A 1,966-nucleotide genomic window follows, 5' to 3' on the forward strand; every position below is an offset into this window, starting at 1 on the left:
AAGAGTTCTGAACGTTGTCATGACGTCCAGGCTTGAGGAAGCGTCATTGCAGTAACAAAAATCAAGCTGTTGCGTAAGCGCCGCCACCTTCCGGGTCGCGGCGCTTTATTTTTGCCTGAGACGGGCAGGAATCGTGAGAATTTAAGATAATTCTCAAGTTGCCGTAAAGCTATAACAATCGCAGCAGATTGACCGGTCCGGAAATGGGGAGGACGGTCGCCTGCGCGGCCGGGGGAAGAGCACGGCGTCGAGGCCTGCCTGCATGGAGAAAATCGACGACAGCGGCCATATCGCGGAGTCACGCGGACCCGGTGTAGCAATAGCGGCACTTTCACTTCATCCACCGGAACCACACCAATGTCCATCAAGAACCTTTCCATCAAGGCGCAACTCGCCATTGCCGTCCTTGTGCTGTCCATCCTGCTGCTGGCCATCGGCGCGTCGGGCCTGCTGGGCATGTCGGCCGCCGTCAGTGTCAATCGCCAGCTCTCCGAAGAGCGCATGCCCAAGACCGTCGCTGCCGACAATACGCTGATCTGGATCGGTCGCCAGCGCACCTCGCTGGACCAGGCCGCACTCACCAGCGACCCTGCCTGGGCCGAACGCATGGTCGGCATGGACGCCAATGCGCGCAAGGAAGCCCTGCAGTGGTGGGCCAAGTACACGGCGCTACCGCAGACCGAAGACGGCAAGGTCCTGGTGAAGAAGGTTTCGGATGGCATCGAGAAGACCGAGCAGGAGCTGACCCGCTTTGCCGAGGTGATCAAGGGCGGCGACCGCCAGGCCATCGGCGACCAGGCGCGCAAGGTCGGCACCATCTACACCGCCATGCAACTGGACGGCCAGGCCCTGAGCAAGTACGAGACCGAGCTGGCCACCCGTAGTGCCGAAACCTCCATGGCACGCTACGAAGCCTCGCGCATGTTTTCCATCGTCGCCATCATCGCCGGCCTGCTGCTGGCCTTCTACAGCTGGTGGTCGCTGCGCCGTGCCATCGGCGAGCCGATGCAGCGCGCCCTGCGCCACTTCGACGCCATCGCCTCGGGTGACCTGACCCAGCCGGTGCACGTGCATTCGAAGAACGAAATGGGCCAGTTGCTCAATGGTCTCTCGCGCATGCAGGAGAGTCTCACCCGCACCGTGCGCGCCGTGCGTGGCGGCAGCGATGCCATCGCTACCGCGACCCGTGAAATCGCTTCCGGCAACCTCGATCTGTCCTCCCGTACCGAACAACAGGCGGCTTCGCTGGAAGAGACTGCCTCCAGCATGGAAGAGCTGACCAGCACCGTGAAGCACAACGCCGACAATGCCCGCCAGGCCACCACGCTGGCGGTCAATGCCTCCACCATCGCGGCTGACGGCAATGCGGTGGTGAGCCGGGTGGTGCAGACCATGGAAGAGATCCGCGAGAGCTCCTCGCGCATCACCGACATCGTCAGCATCATCGATGGCATCGCCTTCCAGACCAACATCCTGGCGCTCAATGCAGCGGTCGAAGCAGCCCGTGCCGGCGAGCAGGGACGGGGCTTCGCAGTGGTCGCCACTGAGGTGCGCGCGCTGGCGCAACGTTCCTCCAGCGCAGCCAAGGAGATCAAGGAACTGATCATGCATTCGGAAGAGCGCGTGCAGGCCGGATCGCAGCTGGTGGGTCAGGCCGGCGAGACCATGAACGACGTGATCCAGGCGGTGCAGCGCGTGACCGACATCATGAGCGAAATCTCGGCCGCCTCCAACGAACAGAGCGCCGGCATCGACCAGGTCTCGCGTGCGGTGACGCAGATGGACGAGGCGACCCAGCAGAATGCCGCCCTGGTGGAACAGGCCAGCGCCGCTGCCAAGTCGCTGGAGCAGCAGGCCCAGTCGTTGATGCAGGAAGTGGCGATCTTCCGCGTCGGTGGAGCGGCCATGGCGCCCGCCGTGGCCGCTGCCCCGGTCCGCGCGGCCCAGCCTGCGACCAAGTCCGCAC

At 63.7% G+C, this 1,966-nt stretch carries 1 protein-coding gene; it reads left to right on the top strand.

Translation table 11 applies throughout. From position 1 onward, the window contains the following. Positions 1 to 357 precede the first annotated feature (357 nt). On the top strand, positions 358 to 1,966 hold a 1,609-nt coding region (locus HFRIS_RS24365), incomplete at its 3' end, for a methyl-accepting chemotaxis protein (RefSeq protein ID WP_006465694.1).

The organism is Herbaspirillum frisingense GSF30 (assembly GCF_000300975.2).
Classification (GTDB): Bacteria; Pseudomonadota; Gammaproteobacteria; order Burkholderiales; family Burkholderiaceae_D; genus Herbaspirillum; species Herbaspirillum frisingense.